The organism is Promicromonospora soli, assembly GCF_014653785.1.
GTDB classification, from domain to species: domain Bacteria; phylum Actinomycetota; class Actinomycetes; order Actinomycetales; family Cellulomonadaceae; genus Promicromonospora; species Promicromonospora soli.
This window is the reverse complement of sequence record NZ_BNAS01000004.1, coordinates 233146-251387: the sequence shown is the minus strand read 5'-3', so window position 1 is coordinate 251387 and position 18242 is coordinate 233146. Positions and strand designations below refer to the sequence as shown.

Genomic DNA, 18242 nt, shown 5'->3' with positions numbered 1-18242 from the left:
GCAAGCGCATGGTCATTCCTGCCAGGCGAGCCGACGGCGGCCGCGCAGGTCAGGCCGATCAGTCCAGGCTCAGCGAGGCCCGGAACCCCTGAACGAACTCCGCGCTTCCCTCGCGGGGCAGGTTCAGCGTGATGACGTAGGTACCCGGTCCGTCGGCGCGCTCGATGACGAACATGCGCGGCCCCTTCGAGTTGCCGGGCACGTCCGTGCCACTGGGCAGGCCCGCGACCTCGGCCGAGATATCCGCCACGACGGCGCGTGAGGCGCCCGGCAGCTCGAACTCCGAGGCGTCGGTTTTCGACGCTACGTCCGGCCAGGCCGGCGACTCGGAGCCCGCCGCGTAGTGGGCGACCCTGACAAACGGCGGGGCGTCCGGGTCCTCGCTGCTGTGCCACATGTCCGACGTCACGCCGGGCTCGTCCTGGACCGGGCCGCTGGTCACGATCTCGGGCGGCAGGGCATAGGTGAGGCCCTCCAGCTCGTGCACCTCCCATCCGTCGGGCGCCAGGGCCACCGCCGCCAGCCTCTCCTTCTCCCTGGCCAGCGCCTCCGCCTCCGCGGCCGACGCGGCTGCCTCGGACGACGGATCCGCCGACGCCGACACCGACGCGGCCGCGCCCGGGAGGAGCACGCCCTGCGACGTCGGGCCGCCGAGGGCGAACGCGCTCACCGCGACGGCCGCCACCGCCGTCACTCCGCCGGTGGTCACGAGGACCGCGCGGCGGGTCCGCGTGCGGCGGATCGCGACGCGTGACATGTCGTGCGGGTTTGCCGGGGTGGGCGGCACGATGCCGGTGCTGAGGTCGCGCATGTGCGCCACCCAGCGCTCGTCCACAGGTTCGGTCATGATGTCGCTCCTGGTCATGCGTCCTGTCCTTCCGAAAGCAGCTCGCGCAGGCGGGCGAGGCCGCGTGCGCCTTGGGACTTCACGGTTCCGACGCTGACGCTGAGCTCCTCGGCGACATCGGCCTCCGACCGGTCGAGCAGGTGGCGCAGCACCACCACGCGACGCTGGCTCGGCCCGAGCCGCCGCAGCGCTCGCACGAGGCGCTCGCGTTCCGCGACCTGTGCGCCGCTGTCGGCGGCGGGGGCCCGGCTCGCCTCCTGCGCGACGGCGACGGTCTCGGGCGACTGCAGCACCTCGCGGCGCGTGCGCCGCCACCCGTCGATGCGGGCCGTGGCGAGCACCCGGCGGGCGTACGCGAACGGGTTGCCGTCCTTGAGCCGGGACCAGTGCCGGTAGGTGCGCTCCAGCGCGATCTGGGTCAGGTCGTGGGCGCGGTGGTCGTCGCCGCACAGCAGGTAGGCGATGCGGTGCAGCGCCGCTGTGCTCTCGATCGCGAAGAGCCGGAACTGCTCCTCGGCGGACATGCCTGTGCGGACCACGGAGAACTCGAGGTCCCCCGTGGTGCGACCTTCGGGGTCTGGCACGGGCTCAGCCCGCCAGGAGGTTCCGACCGCGGTGCCGGCAGGTGGGCCGATCGCTTGGCTGGTTGCGTTCATGCCCCCAGGACGCACGCGGGGTGCGAGCAGGTTGCATGCCGGATCTTTCCGGTTGCCACTGCCCGGTACGATTGACCCACAGGCATCGACCCGGCTATCACCGGTGAGCCTCCGGAAGAACAGGTGACCCCACCGCCCTGAGCTTGTCGAAGGGTCGGGCAGCGGGGAGCCCCAGTAGAACCGGACGGGTAGGCCCGTCACAGCCGTCAACGAGCGGATGCCCGCCACTGCCGTGGCGAGCGTCAAGCGGGGTGGTACCGCGGCGCACCCAGGTGCGGCGTCCTCGCAGCAGAGCAACACAGACGTCCACCTGCTGCCGAACCGCTGAACCGCCAGGAGCCAGAAGAACCATGGCCTATCCGCTGCACCGCCCCAGCGACGCCGAGAACGCCGCGTCTGAGAACCCAGTGCCCGCGTCGCCCAGCCTGCCCTCTCTCGAGCGCGACATCCTTGCGTACTGGGAGAAGGACGACACCTTCCGCGCGTCGGTCGACGCCCGCCCGGCCGGCGAGAACGGCAGCAACGAGTTCGTGTTCTACGACGGCCCGCCGTTCGCGAACGGCCTGCCGCACTACGGACACCTGCTGACCGGGTACGCGAAGGACGTCGTGCCGCGCTACCGGACCATGAAGGGGCAGCGCGTCGAGCGCCGCTTCGGCTGGGACACGCACGGCCTGCCGGCGGAGCTGGAGGCGATGAACCAGCTCGGCATCAAGACCAAGGAAGAGATCCTCGAGCTCGGCATCGACAAGTTCAACGAGGCGTGCCGCTCCAGCGTGCTGAAGTACACCGACGAGTGGCGCACCTACGTGACGCGCCAGGCTCGCTGGGTGGACTTCGACAACGACTACAAGACCCTGAACCCGACGTTCATGGAGAGCGTGCTCTGGGCCTTCAAGTCGCTGTACGACAAGGGCCTCATCTACGAGGGCTTCCGCGTGCTGCCCTACTGCTGGAACGACCAGACGCCCCTGAGCGCGCACGAGCTGCGCATGGACGACGACGTGTACCAGCAGCGGCAGGACCCCTCCGTGACCGTCGGGTTCGCGGTGACGGAGGTCTCGACAGGCTCGACCACCGGTGACGACTCGCTGCGCGTCGGCGACCACCTGCTGGTCTGGACCACCACGCCGTGGACCCTGCCCTCCAACCTGCTGGTCATGGTGGGGCCCGACGTCGACTACGCCGTCGTCGAGTCGTCCTTCACCGGGACCCCGCAGCGGTACGTGCTGGCGGAGGCCAGGGTGGACGCGTACGCGCGCGAGCTGACGGATGAGGGCGCCGAGGCGCCGAACGTCGTCGGGCGGCTCAAGGGGAGCGACCTGCTCGGCGCGGCCTACGCCCCGCCGTTCTCGTACTTCGAGGGTCACGTGGGCGCGCATCGCGTGGTCGAGGCCGACTTCGTCACCACCACCGACGGCACGGGCCTGGTGCACAACGCCGGCGCCTTCGGCGAGGAGGACAAGCAGGTCAGCGACCGCGAGGGCGTGGAGCCGGTCATCCCCGTGGGCCCCGACGGGCGGTTCACCTTCCCCGTGGAGGAGTACGCGGGCCTGCAGGTCTTCGACGCGAACGCGCCGATCATCGACCACCTCAAGGCCCGCACACGCGGTATGGCGGACGACGAGGCGGGGCGGACGACGCCGGGCACCGTGCTGCTGCGCCGTGAGCAGTACGCGCACTCCTACCCGCACTGCTGGCGGTGCCGCAACCCGCTGATCTACATGGGCGTGTCCTCATGGTTCGTGGAGGTGACGAAGTTCAAGGACCGCATGGTCGAGCTGAACGAGCAGATCACCTGGGTGCCGGACCACATCAAGCAGGGCCAGTTCGGCAAGTGGCTGGAGAACGCGCGCGACTGGTCCATCACGCGCAACCGGTTCTGGGGGTCGCCCGTGCCGGTGTGGAAGTCGGACAACCCCGCCTACCCGCGGATCGACGTGTACGGGTCGTTCGAGGAGATCGAGCGTGACTTCGGGCGGCTGCCCCGTGACAAGGACGGCAACCCGGACCTGCACCGCCCGTTCGTCGACGAGCTGACGCGGCCCAACCCGGACGACCCTTCGGGCGCGTCCACGATGCGCCGCATCGAGGACGTCCTGGACGTCTGGTTCGACTCCGGCTCCATGCCGTACGCGCAGGTGCACTACCCGTTCGAGAACGCCGACTGGTTCGAGGACCACTACCCGGGCGACTTCATCGTCGAGTACATCGGGCAGACGCGCGGGTGGTTCTACACGCTGCACGTGCTGGCCACGTCCCTGTTCGACCGGCCGTCATTCCAGACGGCGCTCTCGCACGGCATCGTGCTGGGTTCCGACGGGCGCAAGATGTCGAAGTCGCTGAAGAACTACCCGGACGTCAACGAGGTCTTCGACCGCGACGGGTCCGACGCGATGCGCTGGTTCCTCATGGCGTCGCCGATCCTGCGCGGCGGCAACCTCGTGGTCACCGAGGAGGGCATCCGCGACGCAGTGCGCCAGGTGCTGCTGCCGCTGTGGAGCACGTACTACTTCTTCACCCTGTACGCCAACGCCGCCGGCGACGGTGCGGGCTACGCCACGCAGCCCCTGACGCCCGAGCGGGTCGCCGGGCTGCCTGTCATGGACCGCTACCTCCTGGCGCGCACGCGCGGGCTGGTCGCTGACGTGACCGAGCAGCTCGACACGTACGACATCGCGGGCGCGTGCGACTCGGTACGCCAGTACCTGGACGCCCTGACCAACTGGTACGTCCGCACGCAGCGCGACCGCTTCTGGGCGGAGGACACCGATGCTTTCGACACCCTGTCGACGGCGCTCGAGGTGCTGTGCCGGGTGATGGCGCCGCTGGCGCCGCTGGTCACGGAGGAGGTCTGGCGCGGCCTGACCGGCGGGCGCTCGGTGCACCTCGCGGACTTCCCGGTGGTCGAGGCCGCCTCGGTGGCCGAGGCCGCCGGCTACGTCGGCGACGTGCTCGTGGCCGACGACGCGCTCGTCGCCGCCGTCGAGTCCGCGCGGGCCGTGGTGTCGCAGACGCTGGCGCTGCGCAAGGCGAACAAGCTGCGGGTCCGGCAGCCGCTGCGGTCGCTCGTGGTCGCGGTGGCGGACCCCGCCGGCGTCGCCCCGTTCACCGGGCTGCTGGAGACGGAGCTGAACGTCAAGGAGGTTCGCCTCGTGACGTTCTCGCCCGAGGCGGCCGCCGACCACGGCATCACCGAGCGCCTCGCGGTCAACGCCAGGGCCGCGGGCCCGCGGCTCGGGCGCGGGGTGCAGGCAGTGATCAAGGCGGCGAAGTCCGGCGCCTGGTCCAAGACCGGCACGGGTGCCGTTGTGGTCGCGACGGCCGACGGCGACGTCGAGCTGCTCGACACCGAGTACGACCTGACGACGGTGGTCGGCGGTGATTCCGCGGAGTCGGCCGACGTCGCGGCCGCCGTGCTCACCGGTGGCGGCTTCGTGGTGCTCGACCTCGGGCTCGACGACGCCCTGCGTGCCGAGGGCTACGCTCGCGACGTCGTCCGCGACGTGCAGGACGCACGCAAGGCCGCCGGCCTGCAGGTCGCCGACCGGATCGACCTCGACCTCACCGTCCCGGCCGAGTGGGTCGCCGCCGTCGAGGAGCACCGCGAGCTGGTGTCGCGCGAGACGCTGGCGACGTCGGTCACCGTGACCGCCGGGGACGAGCGCGCGGTGTCGGTCACCAAGGCCTGACCGGAGAGCCGACCGCTGGTCGAGCCCTACCGCTGGTCGAGCCCTACCGCTGGTCGAGCTTGTCGAGACCCCTCGGCAAGCTCGACCAGCAGCGGGCGCACGTGCCTCGTCAGTTGTTGATGCGCGCGCCCCAGTGGCGCAGGATGTCCACCATCGGGATGCCGTAGACGTACGAGAAGCACTGGGTGGTCACCGAGGTGCTGCCGCAGCTGCGGCGGTTCGAGCCGCCGTCGATCATCCCGCTCGCGTGCGCCCGGCCGTCGACGAGCATGTACATCGGGCCGCCGCTGTCGCCGCCGCCCACCACGACACCGCCGTCGTCGCGGCCCGCCCGGAAGCCGTGGCACGTTCTCTTGCCGCAGCTCCACGCGACGTCGGTGGCGAGGATCTTCGCCCCGCAGTGCTCGCCGGTGACGGCCCCGGACGAGCAGACCCTCTGCCCGACGGCGGGCGCCCGCACCGCGGCGACGGGGATCCGGTAGCGCGCGCTGGCTTGGGACGCGTTCCAGCGGCCGGCGAACACGCTGCTCGCCGTGGCGCCCGCCGGCTTGATGAGCTCGGCGTCGAGCTGCAGCGCGCGGCTCGAGACCGTGCCCATCCGCTCGCCCGCGCCGTCGCGCACCACAGAGCCGAATCCCCTGTTGCAGTGCGCGGCGGAGACGATCCGCTCGCTTCCCGCCGCGGTGATCACCGAGAAGCCCGTCGAGCAGTAGTCGGTGCCGTCCCGTGAGGCGATCGCCCCGCCGGCGTGCCACGGCGCCCGGTCGTTGCGGCGGCTAGCGGCGGTGGACCGGAAGCCGTCGTCATCGACCATCCTGAGCTGCACCGGGACGCCGGCGACGCGTTCGAGGTTCCGGGCCAGACCGGTTGTACGGGCGGCGGCCGAGTCGCGGCTGACCTCGACGACCAGCCCCGCGTAGTCCGCCGCCGGGAGCGCGGCCAGCACGGCGTCCGGGCCGTGCACCGCGCGCTGAGCGTCCATCAGCCGGGTGCTTGCTGCGTGCAGATCCGCCCCGCTGAGTGCCGTCGGCACGACGTCGACGGCCACGCCCTCGGGGGCCGTCGTCTCCAGCGCACTGACCAACGCCGGCGCCTCGCCCTTCCAGGAGACGGTCACCTTCGCGGTGTCGTAGTCGACAGCGACCCCGGCGTAGCCGGGCTCGCCGGCCAGCGCGGTCGCAGCGTGCACGGCACGGTCCACGGCGGCAGCCGTGACCGTCTGGTTCGGGCGGTTCAGCTCGGCATGGTGCGTCTCCGGCCGGCCGACGCCGGTGGAGCCGGCCGCCTCTGGAACGGAAAGTGCCATGGCCGCTGCCATGGCCCCGACGACGATCGCGCGCCGCACCGTGCTGTCTCGCCTCATGCTGCCATTCCCCCCGGCCGCCCCCTTGCATCGCCGACCGACGACGCGCTGCCATCGTTCTTCACCGGGTGAAAAGCTGCAACAGGGTGTGTGATGCGTCGGTGTGATCCAACCGTTTCGCTCCAGCAGGTCGAGGAAACCTATCCTCAGTACGTGGCCGACTCCCTGAACAAGACCCCCCGCGGCGGATCCAGCAACCGCCGTGGTACCAGCCGTGGCGCCGAGAACGCGGACCCCGCCGTCCAAGAGGCGCTGAACCGGGTCTACAAGGAGATCCTGTCCCGCGCCCCCGAGCACGACATCGACCCCACCATGGCCCGCGTCGAGCGCGTCCTGGAGCTTCTGGGCGACCCGCACCGCGCCTACCGGACCGTCCACATCACGGGGACCAACGGCAAGTCCTCGACGGCCCGCATGGTCGAGCGCCTGGTCCGCGAGCACGGACTGCGCACCGGACGGTTCACGTCTCCGCACCTGACGAGCGTCACCGAGCGCATCGCGATCGACGGCGAGCCGCTCACCCAGGAGCAGTTCGTCGAGGTGTTCGAGGACGTCGCGCCCTACATCGGCGTCGCGGACCGCGAGTCCCAGGAGCAGGGCGGCCCGCGCCTGAGCTTCTTCGAGGTGCTCACCGTCATGGCCTATGCCGCGTTCGCCGACGCGCCGGTCGACGTCGCGATCGTCGAGGTCGGCATGGGCGGCAGGTGGGACTCCACCAACGCCGTCGACGGCGAGGTCGCCATCATCACGCCCGTCGCCATGGACCACGAGCGCTGGCTCGGCTCCACGCTCGACGAGATCGCCACCGAGAAGGCGGGCATCATCAAGGACGGCGCCGTCGCCGTGATCGCGGAGCAGCCCGACGCCGCGCTCGAACCGATCCTCGCCCGCGCCCAGGAGGTCAACGCCCACCTGATCCGGGAGGGCGTGGACCTCGAGGTCGCGGACCGGCGCATCGCCGTCGGCGGGCAGCTCATCGACCTGCGCACCCCCGCGGGCGTCTACACCGAGATCTTCCTGCCCCTGCACGGGGCGCACCAGGCACGCAACGCGCTGCTGGCGCTCGCGGCTACGGAGGCCCTGATGAGCGGCGGGCGCGCGCTCGGCGCGGAGATCGTCGAGGCGGCGTTCGGCGACGTCGACGCGCCGGGCCGCCTCGAGGTGGTGCGCACCAGCCCCACGGTGGTGGTCGACGTCGCGCACAACCCTGCCGGCGCGGAGGCCCTCGTGGACGCGCTGGAGGAGTCGTTCAACCTGCAGCACATCGTCGCCGTCGTCGCCGTCATGGCGGACAAGGACTCCGAGGGGCTCCTGTCCGTCCTGGAGCCCACGGTCGAGGAGATCGTGGTCACCCGGAACTCCTCGGAGCGGTCCGCGGACCCGGAGGAGCTGGCGGAGGTGGCGCGCGAGGTCTTCGGGGAGGAGCGGGTGCACGTGGCCAGCCGGCTGGACGAGGCGCTGCAGATCGCGGCCGACCTGGCCGAGGCCAACGACAGGCACGGCAGCGGCGTCGGCACCGGTGTGCTCGTGACCGGCTCGGTGGTCACGGTCGCGGACGCGCGCATCCTGGTCGGCCGCGGCTGACCCGCAACTCGGTTGTGGGCGCGATGGTTGCGACTACGTGTCTGTTTTAGGCTGAACGATCGCGCCCACAACCAAAAAGGGTGGGTGCTGTACTGCCGCCGACCCGGTGGTGTTACATGAACCCCAGGGGAATCGTGTGCAGGCCCGGTGCCGTCGCCGGGCCGCACAGCCCCGCGAGGAGGCCGTCGTGAAGAAGCTGCTGAACGATCCAGCCGATGCTGTCGCCGACTCCCTGGCCGGTTTTGCGCTCGCGCACGCCGACCTGGTCCGCGTCAATCAGATGCCCGTGTTCGTCAGCCGAGCCGGGGGTGCGGTGACCGGCAAGGTGGGGCTGGTCAGCGGGGGCGGGTCGGGGCACGAGCCGCTGCACGCCGGCTTTGTGGGTGACGGCATGCTCGACGCCGCAGTCCCGGGCTCTGTGTTCACCTCACCGACCCCCGACCAGATCCTGCCGGCGATCCAGGCCGCGGACGGCGGTGCCGGCGTGCTCACGATCGTCAAGAACTACACGGGCGACGTGCTCAACTTCGAGACCGCGGTGGAGCTCGCCGTGGAGGACAACATCGAGGTCGCCTCGGTGCTCGTGAACGACGACGTCGCCGTCGAGGACTCGCTGTACACCGCCGGCCGGCGCGGCGTGGCCGGAACGCTAGCCGTCGAGAAGATCGCGGGTGCCGCCGCCGACCGGGGCGGCGACCTCGCGGGCGTGACCGCCGTCGCCGAACGGGTCATCGCGAACGTGCGGTCGATGGGCGTGGCACTGGCGGCACCCAGCGTGCCGCACGTGGGCCGGCCCAGCTTCGACCTGGGTGACGACGAGATCGAGGTGGGCATCGGGATCCACGGCGAGCCCGGCCGCCACCGGGTGGCGGCCGCCAGCGCCGACGAGGTCACGGAGATGCTCCTGAACCCTGTCGCCGACGACCTCGCCCTGGTCCGCGGCGAGCGAGTGTTGCTGTTCGTCAACGGTATGGGCGGCACCCCGCTGTCCGAGCTCTACGTGGTCTATGGTCGAGCGCGGCGCCTTCTCGAGGAGCGCGGGGTGACGGTCGCCCGGTCGCTGGTGGGCAACTACGTGACGTCCCTCGAGATGCAGGGGGCATCGGTCACCGTCCTGCGACTGGACGACGAGCTGGAAGCTCTCTGGGATGCGCCGGTGAACACTGCAGCACTCCGGTGGTGAGACAGGAAGGGTTCCAAGACATGGCGTTGGACGCGGACTGGGCGGAGCGATGGGTTCGCCGCACGGCGGACGCGGTCGCGGACGCGAAGGACGAGCTCACCGAGCTCGACCGGCAGATCGGCGACGGCGACCACGGCGAGAACCTGCACCGCGGCTTCCAGGCGGTGGTGGCGCGGCTCGACGACGCCGCGGCCGAGCGCGGTACCGGTGACGAGCGGACCGTCGGCGACGTGCTCAAGCTCGTGGCGACCACGCTGATGTCTACGGTGGGCGGCGCGTCCGGTCCGCTGTACGGCACGGCGTACCTGCGGGCCGCCAAGGTGTCGGGGCGCGTCCAGATCGACTCGCCCGCCGTCGTCGCGGTGCTGGAGGCCGCGCTCGAGGGCGTGGCCTCGCGCGGCAAGGCGACCGTGGGGGAGAAGACGATGGTCGACGCCTGGCAGGCGGCGGTCGACGCGGCCGAGGCCGCGTCCGGCGACGGCGGCTCCGAGGTGGACGTCCTGCAGGCGGCAGCCGAGGCCGCGGACAAGGCCGCGACGGGCACGATCCCGATGATCGCGACCAAGGGTCGCGCCTCCTACCTCGGAGAACGCAGCGCGGGGCACGAAGACCCGGGCGCGCGGTCCACCGCACTGGTCCTCGGCGCGGCGATGGCGGCGGCCCTGTCCGGACCCACGCCGGCCGACCCCCGCAGCGCGGCATGACGGCGCGGGTCGCGCTGGTCCTTGTCTCGCACTCGGCCGATCTGGCCCGCGGCGCAGCCGAGCTCGCGGGGCAGATGGCGCCCGACGTCCTGGTCCGCGGCGTGGGGGGCGGCCCCGACGGCGGGCTGGGTACCTCGCTCGACGCGATCCAGAAGAACCTCTCGGAGGTCCTGGCGGCGCTGGCTGACGCTGCTCTGGCTGACGCTGCGCCCGCCAGGGGTGCGCTCGGCAGCAGCGCCAGCGGCACGCCCGGCGGCGGCGTCGTCGTGCTCGGGGACCTCGGTTCGTCCGTGCTCACGGTCGAGGCGGCGCTGGAGCTGGACGAGTCGCTCGCCGAGCGCGTGGTGCTCGCCCGCGCACCGTTCGTCGAGGGTGCGGTCGCCGCGGCCGTGACGGCGCACGGCGGGGCAGACCTGGACACGGTGCTGGAGTCGGCGAACGCGTCGGTCCGGATGTTCGCGGCGATCGAGGCGGCTCAGTCGGCCGAGGCGAGCGAGGCGGCGTCGGCAGGCGGGGCCGGGAGCTCGGGCACGGTGACCGTGCGCAACCCCCTCGGCCTGCACGCGCGGCCGGCGGCGCTGGTATCGCGCAAGGTCGCCGAGCTCGGTGCCACCGTGACCATCGACGGCGTGGACGCCTCCAGCGTGCTGCAGCTCATGGCGCTCGGCGCCACCCAGGGCCGGGAGCTGCTCGTCGAGGCCACCGGGGACGGTGCGGCGGAGGCGGTGGCGAGTGTCGTGGCGATGATCGACGCCGGCTTCGGCGAGGTGTGACAGCCGCTTCACTTTTTGCAGTTGATGGAATTTTGCATCGGGTGCAATAATTAGCCGCATGGTCCCCACCTCGTCGCGCGAGACCGCGCCCGCTGATGCCGAACCGCGTCCCACCCTGCGCGAGCTCGCGTCCGCGCTGGAGGGCACGCCCGCTGAGCAGGGGCTGCGCGAGCGCAAGAAGCGTGCGCGCCGCGGCGTCCTGATCGACGCGGCGCAGAGGCTCGTCGCCGAGCACGGCCTCGACGCCGTGACCGTCGAGATGATCAGTGCCGAGGCCGGGGTCTCCCCGCGCACCTTCTTCAACTACTTCGAGTCCAAGGACGACGCCGTGCTCGGCGCGGACGACACGGACCTGTCCGAGGACGTCGTCCGGACGTTCGTCGACGGCGGCCCCACCGGCCGGCTGCTGACCGACCTCCAGGTCCTCGTCGCCTCCCTGCTCGCGCCGCACGGCGAGGCCCACGTCCGGGTGATGCGCGCCATGGACCTCATGCAGCAGGAACCGCGCCTGCTGCAGCGCCACGTGTTCTGGATGGAACGGCACAAGAGCCGGCTCGTCGAGCTCTTCGAGGCCCGCCGCGAGACCACCCCGTTCAACGCCGACGCCGAGATGCTCACGATCCTCGTCGTCCTGCTCATCCGCACGTCGCTCGTCGCCTGGGAGAACGCCGGCTTCACCGGCGACCCGGCCGACCACCTGCCCGGCGCCGTCGCGCAGCTGATCGACGTCGTCGCCCGCGATCTCGAGTCCTGACGCTCTTCCTCGTCTCCAGCTCCCCAGCTCTTCACCGACCTGATCCCCAGAAAGGCACCTTCATGAGCCATGCCGTCGCAACGGCGCCGGACAGGCCGCTGGTAGTCCTCAACCAGCGCACGATCTGGCTGATCTTCGGGGCCCTGATGGCCTCGATGTTCCTGTCCTCTCTGGACCAGACCATCGTCGGCACCGCCATGCCCACCATCGTGGGCGAGCTGAACGGCGTGGAGCACCAGGGCTGGGTCATCACGGCCTACATCCTGGCGATCGCGATAGCGATGCCGCTCTACGGCAAGTTCGGCGACCTCTACGGGCGGCGCTGGCCGTTCCTCGTGGCGGTCGGCCTGTTCGTCGTCGCCTCCCTCGGTGGCGGCATGGCTCAGACGTTCGAGTCCCTCGTGGCCTGGCGTGCGGTGCAGGGCCTCGGCGGGGGTGGCCTGATGATCCTGTCGCAGGCGATCATCGCCGACATCATCCCGGCGTCCGACCGTGGCAAGTACATGGGCCCCATGGGCGCACTGTTCGGCATCTCCGCCGTCGCCGGCCCGCTGCTCGGCGGCTGGCTCACCGACGGCCCCGGCTGGCGCTGGACGTTCTGGATCAACGTGCCGATCGGCATCGCCGCCTGGTTCATCGCCTACTTCGCCCTGAAGCTGCCCTCGCACCGCTCCACCAAGCCCACGGACTGGGGCGGCATCCTGACGATGGCGCTCGGCACCACTGGCATCGTGCTCCTGACCAGCTGGGAGTCGCTCGGCAACGACGGCTACGACTGGGCCGACCCGATGCTGCTCGGCCTGCTGCTCGGCACCGTTGTCATGGTCGGCCTCTTCGTGTTCATCGAGAACCGGGTGGCGGAGCCGCTCATCCCGCTGCGGCTGTTCAAGAACCGGACGTTCACCATCACCACGCTCATCGGCCTGGTGCTCGGCATGGGCATGTTCTCCGCCATGTCGATGCTGCCGACGTTCCTGCAGATGTCGAGCGGCGCGGGCGTCACCGAGTCCGGCCTGCTGATGCTGCCGATGATGGCCGGCGTGATGCTGACCTCCATCGTCTCCGGCATCGCGATCTCGAAGACCGGCCGCTACAAGATGTTCCCGGTCGTGGGTCTGGCCGTGACGATCCTCGGGATGGTCTGGCTGACGACCATCGAGGGCGGGATGTCCCTGTGGCTGTTCGGCGCGATGATCTTCGTGCTCGGCGCCGGCATGGGCCTGATCATGCAGACCATCGTGCTCGCGGTGCAGAACTCGGTGGACCCCCACGAGCTGGGCACGGCGACGTCGTCGAACAACTTCTTCCGCGAGATCGGCGCCGCGGTGGGTACCGCAGCGTTCACCACTGTGTTCACGTCACGCCTCACGGACAACCTGCAGGGCGTCTTCGCGGGCGTTCCGGAGGGCGCCGCCCCCGCCGGCGGCGGCTCCGGCCTGACGCCGCAGATCGTGGACCAGCTCCCCGAGCCGCTGCACAGCGGCGTGGTCGACGCGTTCGCCAGCTCGCTGGCGCCGGCGTTCTGGTACCTCGTGCCGCTGGTCGCGATCGGTCTCGTGCTCGCGCTGTTCCTCAAGGAGATCAAGCTGTCCGGCGAGGCCGGGATGGTGGCGCGCGGCGAGGCGGTCATGGAGGGCAAGGAGACGGATATCCTGAGCCGGTGAGCAAGGACCAACCCGCCCCCGGCGACCGCATCAAGCCCAAGAAGTCCGCGCTGGTGCAGTTCACGTCCACCACGCTGCTGCTCGAGGCGTTCCTCGTGATCTTCGCGACGCTGGTGGTGTGGGGGCTGCGCGACTCCGACTTCGGGCGCGGCCCGCTGCGCATCGACTCGGGCGCGGCGATCTGGCTGCTCGGCGGTGTCCTGGCCCTGGTGCTCGTGATCCTGTCGCGGGTCCAGGGCTCGTCCGCCGGCCGGGCTGCCGGTTCGGTCGCCCAGATCCCGGTGCTCGGCATGGGCCTGCTGGTGCCGATGATGTTCTTCGTCGGGGGAGTCTTCGTGGTGCTGTGGATCTTCGCGCTGCGCCTCGGCTCGCGCGTGGACCGGGAGCGCGCGGAGTACGACGCCGAGCACCCCGAGACGGCTCCCAACGCCGGCTGAGCCTGTGGGGGCGCCCGGTCATCCTGGTGCTTCCGGCCCGGATAAGGTTGCCCCATGACCGACGTCGCAGAGAAGACCCTGCCCACGGAGGCCTCGACGCAGCCCGTGGCCGAGCGCACCCTCGTCCTCGTCAAGCCGGACGGCGTCCGCCGCGGCCTGTCCGGCGAGATCCTGCGCCGCATCGAGACCAAGGGCTACACGCTACGCGCCGTGCAGCTGATGGACGCCACCCCCGCGCTGCTCGCCGCGCACTACGCCGAGCACCAGGGCAAGCCGTTCTACGCACCGCTGGTCGAGTTCATGATGTCGGGCCCGGTCCTGGCCGTCGTCGCCGAGGGCGAGGGCGTCATCCCCGGGTTCCGCTCTCTGGCAGGCGCCACGAACCCGACCGACGCCGCCCCCGGCACGATCCGCGGCGACCTGGGCCGCGACTGGGGCACGAAGGTGCAGCAGAACCTGGTGCACGGCTCCGACTCGGTGGAGTCCGCGGTGCGCGAGATCGCGCTCTGGTTCCCCGAGCTGGTCTGACCCCCACCTCTCTTGGTTGTGGGCTTGATCGTTGCGCCTAAAGCGGGCACATAGTCGCAACGGTCACGCCCACAACCAAGAGGCGTATGTCCGACGTTTGGCCCTCATCCACCGTTAGGCTCACCGAGTGCACCTCAAGACGCTCACGCTCCGGGGCTTCAAGTCCTTCGCGTCGGCGACCACCCTCGAGCTCGAGCCGGGCATCACCTGCGTGGTAGGCCCCAACGGTTCCGGCAAGTCCAACGTGGTCGACGCGCTCTCCTGGGTCATGGGTGAGCAGGGTGCCAAGTCGCTGCGTGGCGGCAAGATGGACGACGTCATCTTCGCCGGCACCTCCGGCCGGGCGCCGCTCGGCCGCGCCGAGGTGGCCCTGACCATCGACAACACCGACGGCGCGCTGCCGATCGACTACACCGAGGTCACGATCTCCCGCACGCTGTTCCGCAGCGGCGGCTCCGAGTACGCGATCAACGGCAACAACTGCCGCCTGCTGGACATCCAGGAGCTCCTCAGCGACTCCGGCATCGGGCGCGAGATGCACGTCGTGGTGGGGCAGGGGCAGCTCGACGCCGTGCTGCGCGCGACGCCGGAGGAGAGACGGGGCTTCATCGAGGAGGCGGCGGGCGTCCTCAAGCACCGCAAGCGCAAGGAGAAGGCGCTCCGCAAGCTCGACGCGATGCAGGGCAACCTGGCCCGTCTGAGCGACCTGACCGCCGAGCTGCGGCGTCAGCTCGGCCCGCTGGGCCGGCAGGCCGAGGCGGCCCGCAAGGCGCAGACCGTCCAGCGCGACCTGCGCGACGCGAAGTCCCGCCTGCTCGCCGACGACCTGGCCCAGCTCACCGCCCAGCTCGAACAGGAGCGCGCGGACGAGCGGTCCCTCAAGGAGCGCCAGGCCGAGACCGAGGCTGCGCTGGCGGAAGCGCGCGGCATGCTGGCCCGCCTCGAGGCGGCGACGTCGGCGGAGTCGCAGCAGGTCAGCCAGGCGGGCGACACCGTGTTCGCGCTGTCCCAGACTCGGGAGCGCCTGCGCAGCCTGCAGTCCCTTGCGGGGGAGCGTGCCCGCCTGCTCGGCACGGCCGAGCCCGCCCACCAGGGCCAGGACCCCGACGACCTCGAGGCGCAGGCAGCCCGAGCCCGCGCGAGCGAGGAGGAGCTGGTCACCGAGGTCGAGATGGCGCGCGAGGTGGTGGAGACCGCCGTCGACGTCCGGGCGGAGGCCGAGGCGGCCGCCCAGGCCGCCGAGCGTTCGCACGCCGCGCTGCTGCGCGCCGCTGCGGACCGCCGCGAGGGCCTCGCCCGCCTGGCCGGCCAGGTAGCCGCGCGCCGCAGCCGAGTCGAGGCCGCGCAGTCCGAGCTGGACCGGCTGCGCGATGCTCTGCTCGAGGCCGAGCAGCGCGTGGAGGAGTCCTCGCGTGAGCTGGCCGCGCTCGAGACGGAGGTCGGCGGGGTCGAGGGCGGCGAGGAGGGGCTCGACGTCGCGCACGAGGCGGCGTCCGAGGTTCTCGAGCTGGCGAAGGCCGAGGTCAGGCACCTCCAGGAGCAGGTGACGACGGCGCAGCGGGACCGCAGCGCCGCAGCCGCGAAGGTCGAGGCGCTGGAGCTGAGCCTGGACCGCAAGGACGGTGCGGGCACGCTCCTGGCCGCCGACCAGGCGGGCGTCCTGGGCTCGGTGGCGGCGCTGCTGGGTATCGAGGCGGGTTTTGAGAACGCGGTAGCGGCCGCGCTCGGCCCGGTGGCGGACGCCGTCGCCGTCGCCGGAGTCGACGAGGCCGTGGACGCGCTGCGGCTGCTCCGGGACGAGGACGCAGGCCGGGCCAGCCTGGTCGTGGGCTCGGACCGGAGGGGGTTCGGCGACGGGTTGGACCGGCCGTCGGTCGACCTCCCAGCGGGCGCCCGCTGGGCCACTGACGTGGTCCAGGTGGCGGGCCCCGCGTCGGCCGCGCTGCTGACGATCCTGCGCGACGTGGTGGTGGTGGACGACCTGGCGCGTGCCCGCGCCCTGGTGCGGGACCAGCCGGTGGTCGCGGTGACCCGCGCCGGCGACCTGCTGGGCCGTGCGCGGGCGTGGGGCGGCTCGGCGGCCGCGCCGAGCGTGCTGCACCTGCAGTCGGCGCTGGACGAGGCGAAGGCCGCCCGCGACGACGCGGCGGCCCGGGAGACCGACGGGTCGGCGCATCTCGAGCGGGCGCGGGCCGAGCGCACTGCGGCGCAGGAGCGGTACGACGAGACACTCGCCAGGCTCGGGGAGGCGGACGCCGCACGCGCGGCCGCCGCGGAGCAGCTCGGGTCGCTCGGTGCGGCCGCCCGCGCCGCCAGGGCCGAGGCCGACCGGCACCGCGCCGCGCTGGAGCAGGCGCAGTCGCGGCGGGCCGAGGACGAGATCGAGCTCGAGGCGCTCGTCGAGCGCATGACGATCGCCGAGGAGGAGGAGCCCGCCGACGGCGAGGGCTCGATCGACGACGTGCAGGCCGAGCGGGACGCTGCCGCCGCTGCCGCGACGGCGGCCCGCGCGCGCGAGACCGAGGCCCGGCTGGCGCTGCGCACCGCCGAGGAGCGCGCCCGCGCCGTGTCGGGCCGCGCGCAGGCGCTGGCGGCGGCGGCCGAGCAGGAGCGCGAGGCCCGCGCCCGCGCGGCCGAGCGTGAGGAGTCGCGGCGTCGTGACGCGTCGCGCGCGACGCTGGTGCAGCAGGCCGTCGCGGTGGCGCTCGAGGCGATAGCGCGGTCCCTGGACCGGGCGGCGGCAGACAAGGCCGCGGCCGAGGAGGCCCGCGCGGCCGGCTCGGAGCAGCTGGTGGCCGTGCGCGGCAGCGTGGAGCAGCTGACGGGCGAGCTGCGCGAGCTGACCGACGTCGCGCACCGCGACGAGGTCGCCCGTGCCCAGCAGCTGCTGCGCCTGGAGCAGCTGCAGACGCGCGCGACCGACGAGCTGGGCATGGACCCGGACGTGCTCGTGGAGGAGTTCGGCCCGCACCAGCTGGTCCCGGTCTACGAGGGCGACGCGACCGTGCGCGGACGGCGGCGGCGCGCCGTCGTCGAGCGCGACGACGAGGGCAACCCCATCCGGTACGAGGGCGACCCGGCGCTGCCCCGAGGGGCAGCGGCGCGTGAGGACGCGCTCATCGCGCGCACGCGCGCCCTGCACGAGGCGGGTCTCCGCCCGGACGACCCCGCGGCCACCGCGGTGATCGTCGCGGCCGCCGGCGCAGAGCCGGAGGAGGCCCCCGCCGAGGGCGAGGCCGTCGCGAGCGAGGAACCCGCTCCCAGCGAGCCGAAGCCCGACCGGATGGTCCCGTACGTCCGCCAGGAGCAGGAGGAACGGCTGGCGAAGGCCGAGCGGGCGCTGTCGCGGATCGGCGCGGTGAACCCGCTGGCGCTGGAGGAGTTCGCGGCCCTGGAGGAGCGTCACCAGTTCCTCGTGGACCAGCTCGCGGACCTGAAGAAGTCACGCGAGGACCTGCTGCAGATCGTCGACGACATCGACGAGCGCGTGCAGCAGGTGTTCGCGGAGGCGTTCCAGGACACGGCGGCGAAGTTCCTCGAGATCTTCCCCCGGCTGTTCCCCGGCGGCGAGGGCAAGCTCACGCTCACTGAGCCGGACAACCTGCTCACCACCGGCATCGAGGTCGAGGCGCGTCCGGCCGGCAAGAAGGTCAAGCGGCTGTCGCTGCTCTCCGGCGGTGAGCGCTCGCTGGCCGCCGTGGCGTTCCTCGTGTCGATCTTCAAGGCGCGGCCCAGCCCGTTCTACATCATGGACGAGGTCGAGGCCGCGCTCGACGACGTGAACCTCGGCCGCCTCATCGAGATCTTCAAGGAGCTGCAGAAGGACAGCCAGCTCATCGTGATCACGCACCAGAAGCGCACGATGGAGGTGGCGGACGCCCTCTACGGCGTGACGATGCGGGGCGACGGCGTCACGACGCTCATCAGCCAGCGCATGGGCGACCGCGAGACAGTCACCGCTTGAGGTGGACCCGCGGCGGGTGATTTTTCAGGTCTGAGATATTTCTCCTGCTGAAACGGCGCGTGTCGCGCGGCGTGTCGCAGGCCTCTGCGCGGC

13 protein-coding genes are annotated in these 18242 nt (G+C 71.9%); 10 read left to right on the top strand and 3 right to left on the bottom strand.

The genetic code is table 11. The annotated features are described in order from the left end of the window. Positions 1–58 precede the first annotated feature (58 nt). Together IE250_RS14260 and IE250_RS14255 are read right to left on the bottom strand one after the other, a co-directional pair. A complete protein-coding gene (locus IE250_RS14260) occupies positions 59–847 on the bottom strand; it encodes a hypothetical protein (RefSeq protein ID WP_189669944.1) in 789 nt (262 codons plus the stop codon). Positions 848–861: 14 nt separating this feature from the next. Continuing rightward, on the bottom strand, positions 862–1431 hold the full coding sequence (locus IE250_RS14255; RefSeq protein ID WP_229872462.1) for a SigE family RNA polymerase sigma factor: 570 nt from the start codon (positions 1429–1431) through the stop codon (positions 862–864). A 422-nt stretch (positions 1432–1853) separates the two neighbouring features. Between IE250_RS14255 and ileS the strand changes: the two genes are divergently transcribed. After that, complete coding sequence (gene ileS / locus IE250_RS14250; RefSeq protein ID WP_189669942.1) at positions 1854–5195, top strand: isoleucine--tRNA ligase; 3342 nt, start codon at positions 1854–1856, stop codon at positions 5193–5195. A gap of 109 nt (positions 5196–5304) precedes the next feature. Here ileS and IE250_RS14245 read toward each other — a convergent pair whose 3' ends face one another. Continuing rightward, the gene (locus tag IE250_RS14245) at positions 5305–6558 is read right to left on the bottom strand and encodes a chymotrypsin family serine protease (protein WP_189669941.1); all 1254 of its coding nucleotides are present in this window, start codon (positions 6556–6558) and stop codon (positions 5305–5307) included. A 312-nt stretch (positions 6559–6870) separates the two neighbouring features. Here IE250_RS14245 and IE250_RS14240 point away from each other — a divergent pair, with 312 nt between their 5' ends. The 9 genes from IE250_RS14240 (at position 6871) to smc (ending at position 18149) form a co-directional block, all read left to right on the top strand. Continuing rightward, positions 6871–8142, top strand: a complete 1272-nt coding sequence (locus IE250_RS14240; protein ID WP_308434148.1) for a bifunctional folylpolyglutamate synthase/dihydrofolate synthase — start codon at positions 6871–6873, stop codon at positions 8140–8142. 187 nt (positions 8143–8329) lie between these two features. Then, on the top strand, positions 8330–9325 hold the full coding sequence (dhaK, locus tag IE250_RS14235) for a dihydroxyacetone kinase subunit DhaK (RefSeq protein WP_189669939.1): 996 nt from the start codon (positions 8330–8332) through the stop codon (positions 9323–9325). Positions 9326–9345: 20 nt separating this feature from the next. Then, on the top strand, positions 9346–10029 hold the full coding sequence (gene dhaL / locus IE250_RS14230) for a dihydroxyacetone kinase subunit DhaL (RefSeq protein ID WP_189669938.1): 684 nt from the start codon (positions 9346–9348) through the stop codon (positions 10027–10029). After that, positions 10026–10802: an HPr family phosphocarrier protein gene (locus tag IE250_RS14225; protein ID WP_189669937.1), complete on the top strand. Its 777-nt coding sequence runs from the start codon at positions 10026–10028 to the stop codon at positions 10800–10802. Before dhaL ends, IE250_RS14225 begins: the two co-directional genes overlap by 4 nt. Before the next feature lie 58 nt (positions 10803–10860). Next, the gene (locus IE250_RS14220; protein WP_189669936.1) at positions 10861–11556 is read left to right on the top strand and encodes a TetR/AcrR family transcriptional regulator; all 696 of its coding nucleotides are present in this window, start codon (positions 10861–10863) and stop codon (positions 11554–11556) included. Positions 11557–11618: 62 nt separating this feature from the next. After that, positions 11619–13220 carry an MDR family MFS transporter gene (locus IE250_RS14215; protein WP_189669935.1) on the top strand — a complete coding sequence of 534 codons (1602 nt, stop codon included), beginning with the start codon at positions 11619–11621 and terminating at the stop codon, positions 13218–13220. Further along, positions 13217–13657 (top strand): DUF4233 domain-containing protein, encoded by a 441-nt coding sequence (locus tag IE250_RS14210; protein ID WP_189669934.1) that lies wholly within the window; start codon positions 13217–13219, stop codon positions 13655–13657. The genes IE250_RS14215 and IE250_RS14210 overlap by 4 nt, the downstream gene beginning before the upstream one ends. A gap of 54 nt (positions 13658–13711) precedes the next feature. After that, positions 13712–14185, top strand: a complete 474-nt coding sequence (gene ndk / locus IE250_RS14205; protein WP_189669933.1) for a nucleoside-diphosphate kinase — start codon at positions 13712–13714, stop codon at positions 14183–14185. A 127-nt stretch (positions 14186–14312) separates the two neighbouring features. Next, positions 14313–18149 carry a chromosome segregation protein SMC gene (gene smc / locus IE250_RS14200; protein WP_189669932.1) on the top strand — a complete coding sequence of 1279 codons (3837 nt, stop codon included), beginning with the start codon at positions 14313–14315 and terminating at the stop codon, positions 18147–18149. The last annotated feature ends 93 nt before the right edge of the window (positions 18150–18242 follow it).